Below are 7,207 nucleotides of genomic sequence, written 5' to 3' on the forward strand. Positions count from 1 at the left end.
CGATCCTGGACCGCTGGCCGCTGCTGGCCGAACTGGCCGATCCCACGCAGCATGAGGGACAGTAATGGCGGTTATTGCGCTACAGAGCGTCAGAGGCGGGGCCGGGGCGACGTCATTAACCGCCGCCTTTGCCTGGGCGCTCCATCAGCTGGGCGAACAGGCGATTGCGATCGACTTATCGGCCGATAATCTGCTGCGGATGCACTTCAATATGGCGGTGGGTCAGCCACGCGGCTGGCTGCGGGCGGCCATTGACGGTTTGCCCTGGCAGCAAAGCGCGCTGCGCTATGCGCCCGGGCTGGATTTTGTGCCCGCCGGGCGGCTTAATGACGATGAACGCATGGATTTTTTCCGTCATCCGGAAAAATACAGTCACGCCTGGCCTGCGCAAATTGAGGCGCTAAAAAAACTCTATCCCTGGATCCTGCTTGACGTGCCGTCTGGTGATACGCCCTGGACGCGAGCCATACTGCCGCTGGCTGACCGCATTCTGAGCGTAGTGACGCCCGATGCTAACTGCCATATCCGCCTGTTTCAACAAACGTTTCCTGCCAATACGCTGTTCCTGATGAATCAATTTTCCCCGGTCAGCAAAGCACAGCAGGATCTGCATCAGCTGTGGGTCAACAGCCTGAATAACTTTATTCCTTTAACCCTTCATCGTGATGAAGCGGTGGCGGAAGCGTTGATGAGCAAGCAGCCCTTGGGCGAATACCGGCCGCACAGCCTGGCGGCGGAAGGCATGATAACCTTCGCCAACTGGGCGTTGATTAATCTGCGGGAGCGCGCATGAGGCCGCTGCACTGGCTGCTGATGCCCGCCGCTACGGCGGCGCTACACGAGCGCTATGCAGGCTATCGTCAACATGGTGCGTCGGCGCCTACCGCCGTTATGCAATGCTGTTGGGTAATGCTTGGCTGGGCCCTCTTTCGCTTTGAAACGCCTGCCTGGCAGCGCGTAACGTCACAGCGTCGACGCCTTTATCCGCATATTTCGCCGGAAAGGCCACATCCTGCGGATATCTTACGTTATTTGCTGCAAACCGCCTGGTTACTGCTGGTTATCCCTTTTAATGGCGTCTCGTTCAGCAAACGCGCGGGCCGCTATACCCTGAAAACGCCCCGCCAGCGGTTTTATAACTGGCTGGAAAAGCTGCCGGAAAAGGCGGCAGCGCGTAATATGGAAAGCCGGGTCGAGCACCAGCTGCGTCGCCTGCCTGCCGTATTGCGCAAAACATTTTTTGGCGTGGCGATCCTGATCGCCACGGCGCTGGCTCTTCTTTGTATCTCGCAGCCGTTCGATCTGATGACGCAGTTTATCTTTGTGGTGCTGCTGTGGGGCGTGGCGATGATCGTGCGGCGCATTCCTGGCCGTCTGTCCACCATGATGCTGATAGTGCTGTCGCTAACGATTTCCTGCCGCTATCTGTGGTGGCGCTATACCTCGACGCTGAACTGGGACGATCCGTTAAGCCTGACTTTCGGCGTGCTGCTGATTGCGGCGGAAACGTATGCCTGGGTCGTGCTGATCCTCGGTTATTTTCAAACGCTGTGGCCCCTTAATCGGCCGCCGGTTTCCATGCCGGAAGATGTTAACAGCTGGCCGACGGTGGATTTACTGGTGCCGACCTACAACGAGCCGCTGAGCGTGGTAAAACCGACGCTGTACGCCGCGCTGGGCATCGACTGGCCCAAAGATAAGCTCAATATTTACGTGCTGGACGATGGCAATCGCGAGGAGTTCCGGGCCTTTGCGGAGAAAATCGGCGTGCACTATGTGGCGCGCCCCACGCATGAACACGCTAAGGCAGGTAATATTAACCACGCGCTGCGTACGCAATGCCGCAGCGAGTTTGTGTCGATTTTTGACTGCGACCATGTGCCGACACGCTCGTTTCTGCAAATGACGCTGGGCTGGTTTGTGAAGGATCCCAAGCTGGCCATGCTGCAAACACCGCACCATTTTTTCTCGCCCGACCCTTTTGAACGCAACCTGGGACGCTTTCGCCGGACGCCGAACGAAGGCACCCTTTTCTACGGGCTGGTACAGGATGGAAACGATGTCTGGGACGCGGCATTTTTCTGCGGCTCCTGTGCGGTTATCCGGCGTACCGCGCTGGATGAAATCGGTGGTATCGCGGTAGATACCGTTACCGAGGATGCGCATACCTCACTGCGCCTGCACCGCAAGGGCTATACCTCCGCCTATATTCGTATCCCTCAGGCTGCTGGCCTGGCGACCGAAAGCCTTTCTGCCCATATCGGACAGCGCATTCGCTGGGCGCGCGGCATGGTGCAAATTTTCCGGCTGGATAATCCGTTGACCGGTAAAGGACTGAAACTGGTGCAGCGGCTCTGCTACGCCAACGCCATGCTGCACTTTCTTTCCGGTATTCCCCGACTGATCTTCCTGCTTGCGCCCCTGGCTTTTCTGCTCTGCCACGCCTACATCATTTTTGCCCCCGCGCTGGCTATCGCCATTTTCGTGCTGCCGCATATGCTGCACACCAGCCTCACCAACTCGCGTATTCAGGGCCGCTGGCGGCATTCGTTCTGGAGCGAGGTCTATGAAACGGTGCTGGCCTGGTATATCGCACGGCCAACTACCGTCGCGTTGTTCAATCCGCATAAAGGCAAATTTAACGTGACGGCCAAAGGCGGTCTGGTAGAGGAGCAGCATCTCGATTGGGTTATCACCCGCCCCTATATGCTGCTGGTGCTGATCAATGTCGCTGGCCTGATTGCCGCAGTCTGGCGGCTGAAAACTGGCCCTTCTACGGAAATCCTGACGGTACTCGTCAGCGTGGTTTGGGTGATTTACAACATGATTATCCTGGGCGGGGCAGTAGCGGTTTCCGTAGAGGCCCGTCAGCTGCGTGAAGCGCACAGGGTGGAGATTGCTATGCCGGCGGCGCTGGCACGGGAAGATGGCCACATGCTGCCGTGCACGCTGCGTGACTATTCTGACGGCGGCGTCGGCCTGGAGCTACGTGAGGAAAATCTGCTGCAGGAAAACGAAAAGGTCTGGCTGCTGCTGCGGCGTGGCCAGCAGGAGTTCAGCTTTCCCTGTTTTGTGCAGCGCACCTTTGGCCGCCGTGCCGGTATCCGCCTGCATGAGCTGACCACCGAGCAGCACGTGGCCTTTATCCAGTGCACCTTCGCCCGTGCCGATACCTGGGCGCTGTGGCAGGACAGCTTCCCTGAAGATAAACCCATGCAGAGCTTTGCTGACATTATGGTGCTGGGCTTTAAAGGTTATCTGCGTCTGGCAGAGTACGGCCCGCAGCCGCTTCGCGGGTTTTTTGACGGGCTGACGCGCCTGACCGGCTGGCTGGCTTCTTTTTTCCCGAGGGGCGTGGGGCGACCCGATCCCACGATCCACTGACGTAAAGTTGATGATGAAACGATGACGAGAAAACTACGCTGGTTCACTGCTGTTCTGATGGGCGTTATGCCGCTGGCCTGGGCGGCAGACGATGCCGTGCCGCTGCCGATGACCGCTACGGATGCGCCCGCCGCTACGGATACGCCCGCCGCGTCGGTCGCGGTCGCGCCTGCCGCACCGGTACGTGACGTCACGCGCACTTTCGCGCAAATCGCGCCGCCGCCGGGCGTGTTCAATCTGACCGGCACAAGAACGCAGGGGCAGATTGAGTTCGGCGTGCGCAGCGACGAGCTGGTGACCAAAGCGCTGTTAACGCTCAACTATCGGCCTTCGCCTTCGCTGCTGCCCTCGGTCTCGCATCTTAAGGTCTATCTGAACGACGAGATGGTGGGGCTGGTGCCCATCGTGCAGTCATCAGCGGACAAGCCCAGCCAGGTGCAGCTGCCGCTGGATCCGCGTTTTATCAGCGACTTTAACCGCGTGCGGCTGGAGCTGGTCGGTCATTACTCGAATCTGTGCGAGAACCCGGCTAACAGCGCCATCTGGTTGGATATCGGTAAAGAGAGTTCGCTGGCACTGACGCTGCAAAAACTGCCGGTGCAGGACGACCTTTCCCATTTCCCGGAGCCGTTTTTTGACGCGCGCGATAACCGTCCGCTGATCCTGCCGATGGTCTTTGCGGGTGCGCCGGATCTGGGGCAGCAAAAAGCCGCCGCCGTGCTGGCGTCCTGGTTTGGCACCAAAGCGGACTGGCGCGGGCAATCTTTCCCGGTACTTTATAACCAGTTGCCGGACCAGCAGCATGCGGTGGTGTTTGCTACCAACGACCGGCGGCCAGACTTTTTAAAAACGCTGCCGCCGGTAGATAAACCGACCATCGCCATCATCAATCAGCCGCAGGATCCCTACGAGAAAATGCTGCTGATAATGGGACGTGATGATAACGATTTGCTGAAGGCGGTGCAGGGGATTGCGCAGGGCGATGTGCTGTTGCGCGGGCAACGTGCCACGGTGGATGAGGTCAAAGAGCTGACGCCGCGTAAGCTATATGACGCGCCGAACTGGGTACGCACCGACAGACCAACCACCTTTGGCGAACTGCAGCAGTATGCCAATCAGTTACAGAGCGACGGGCTACAACCAAACCCGATTGCGCTGACCCTGAAGCTGCCGCCGGATCTCTTCCTGGTCCGTGCGCGCGGTATCGATATGAATATCAACTATCGCTACACCACGCCGATCCAGGAAGACGGCTCCCGACTGACAGTTAACCTGAATAACCAGTTCGTGCAGGATTACCCGCTGTCCGGCAAGCGCGATAACGGCCGACAGCTGCTGCGCATTCCGCTGGTGCAGGGCCTGACCGACGGCAGTACCCAGCTGACTATTCCGGCGCTACGCCTGGGCGTGGTGAACCAGCTACGCTTCGATTTCGATTACGCCAGCATTTTTCTCGGCGGCACTTATAACAATGCCACCCAGGAAGGCCGCTGCGAAACCGTTACCCCGGTGCCTAACCACGTAGTGATTGATGAGAACTCCACCATCGACTTCTCAGGCTACCGTCACTATATGGCGATGCCTTCACTGCGTGCTTTCGCCAACGCGGGCTTCCCGTTCAGCCGTAATGCTGACCTGGCACAGACGCTGGTGCTAATCAGTGCGCAGCCGGAAGCAGACAAGGTCAGCGCGCTGCTGAACGCGTTGGGCAATATTTCTGCCCAGACCGGCTATCCGGCGCTGAAGGTAAAGATGACTGACGACTGGAGCAAAGCGAAAGAGCAGGACGACGATTTGCTGATGATTGGCGAAATCCCGCAGTCGCTGAAGGATGACAGCAAAATCAATCTGCTGGTGGACGTGGCCAAAAGCTGGGTTAACAAGCCTAACCGCCAGAACGACTTCTCCACGCGGCCTGTCTCGCCTGACGATATGCACGCGGAAAGCCAGACCAGTATCAGTTCTGACGGGCCAATGGCGGCTATCGTCAGCTTTAAGTCACCTTTCCATGACCAGCGAAGCGTAGTGGCGCTGCTGGCGGACAGCCCGCGCGCCTGGCAGCTGCTAAACGGCGCGCTGATTGACAGCGGCAAACGTGCGGCCATTTTCGGCTCGGCTTCGGTTATTCGCGAGTCCGGTGTTAACAGCCTGCGCGTGGGCGATACCTGGTATGTCGGCCATTTGCCGTGGTGGGAACGCGTCTGGAACATGCTGTCAACACACCCAATTATGCTGGCCGCGTTTGCTGCAGTGGTGGTGATCCTGTTCGCCCTGCTGCTGTGGCGTTTAATGCGCAGCGTCAGCCGTCGTCGCTTGGGCGATGAGGACGATCTGTAGTGAACTTACGATGGATGGCGCCTGCCCTGCTGCTGCCGCTGAGCGGCATGGCGGCCCAGACGGCGGAGATTTCGCCCGTTGACTGGCTGCTACAGCAGGTGCGCGTCGGTGAAGCGACCAACAAGTTCGATCTGGTCAGCCAGGCATTGTACCGGCTGGAAAAGATCGCGCCGGACGATCCGCAGGTACTGGCCGCGCAGATCCGTCAGGATCTGCGTACGGGGCAACAGGATCGGGCGCGGGAAAAGCTGGCACGGCTGAAAAATATCGCGCCTGAGGCCGTGGCCACCCGCCAGGCCGAAGCCAGTCTGCTGCTGGTTGCCGAAGAGGGCCGGCAGCAGCTTCAGCAGGCAAGGCTGCTGGCCGCCTCCGGCCATCTGCCAGAAGCACGAGCGGCCTGGGACAAGCTGTTTCATGGCGTGTTCCCTTCCAGCGATCTTGCGCTGGAATACTGGCGGCTGGTGGCTCGCCTGCCGCAACAGCAGCCACTGGCGTTGACGCAGCTGGAGGCGCTGGATCGGGACGCGCCGGGCAATATCAACGTCAAAATGGCGATTGCACAGATGCAGCTTGCTCAGGACAACCGCGTGGCGGCTATCAGGCAGCTACAGGACGTCGCCCGCGAACCGGCAGGACGGACGCAGGCCGCCGAGCTGTGGCTGAGCGATATCAAATCACAGCCGGTGACGTCACAGACCGTGGCGCAGCTGCAAACCTACCTGAGCACCTTTACCAGTGACAAACCGCAGGCGGACGGCCAGCTGGAGTTGGCCCGGCAGGAGCAGATGCTGGCCGATCCTGCTTATCAACAGCGGCTGCGCGGGCTGGCGCTCATTAATAAAGGCGAGAGCACGGCGGCAATCCCGGCCCTGAGAGCGGCATTGCAGGCCAGCCCTGACGATGCCGATCTGTTGGGCGCAATGGGCCAGGCGCTGGCGCGTGCTAATCAACGTGCAGAAGCCGATAGCTATTTTCAACGCGCCGTGACGGCCGATGCGCAGGGGACGGACATCGGTAAATGGCAAAGCTTGCTGAAGTCCAACCGCTACTGGCTGGCGATTGCCGCTGGCGATAAGGCGCTGGCGGCAGGCGATATTCGTGGCGCAACGCGCAGCTATCAGCAGGCGCAAGGCCTGGACAACACCGACGGCTACGCGCTGATTGGCCTCGGTGACGTGGCATTGGCGCAGAAAAATTCTGCCGCCGCAGAGGCACTTTTCCGACGCGCGCGGCAGCTCGACCCGGGCAACACTACGGCAACGCAACGGCTGGTAGCGCTTTACCAACAGCAGTCACCGGAACAGGCATTGGCCTTTATTAACGGGCTGCCTGCGGCGCAGAAACGTTCGCTGGGTACCACGCTGGCCAGCCTGCGCAGCAGTACGCTGAGCGCTGAAGGGGATAAACAGGCGGCGGCCGGTCGCTGGTCGCAGGCGGCGGAGCAGTACCGCCAGGCTCAGCAGGGCGCGCCGGATGATATCTGGCT

At 59.7% G+C, this 7,207-nt stretch carries 4 protein-coding genes; all 4 read left to right on the top strand.

The window, feature by feature from the left end; all coding sequences use genetic code 11:
* Positions 1–64 precede the first annotated feature (64 nt).
* A complete protein-coding gene (gene bcsQ, locus RTK32_RS13595) occupies positions 65–793 on the top strand; it encodes a cellulose biosynthesis protein BcsQ (protein WP_312044794.1) in 729 nt (242 codons plus the stop codon).
* A complete protein-coding gene (gene bcsA / locus RTK32_RS13600) occupies positions 790–3,384 on the top strand; it encodes a UDP-forming cellulose synthase catalytic subunit (RefSeq protein WP_312044796.1) in 2,595 nt (864 codons plus the stop codon). Before bcsQ ends, bcsA begins: the two co-directional genes overlap by 4 nt.
* A gap of 21 nt (positions 3,385–3,405) precedes the next feature.
* Complete coding sequence (gene bcsB, locus RTK32_RS13605; RefSeq protein WP_312044798.1) at positions 3,406–5,721, top strand: cellulose biosynthesis cyclic di-GMP-binding regulatory protein BcsB; 2,316 nt, start codon at positions 3,406–3,408, stop codon at positions 5,719–5,721.
* A gap of 14 nt (positions 5,722–5,735) precedes the next feature.
* Positions 5,736–7,207 (top strand): tetratricopeptide repeat protein (locus RTK32_RS13610; protein WP_409451097.1); only part of this gene is annotated, 1,472 nt, incomplete at its 3' end.

Origin of the sequence: Erwinia sp., assembly GCF_031978025.1 — a bacterium.
In the GTDB taxonomy this organism is placed as follows: Bacteria; Pseudomonadota; Gammaproteobacteria; order Enterobacterales; family Enterobacteriaceae; genus Erwinia.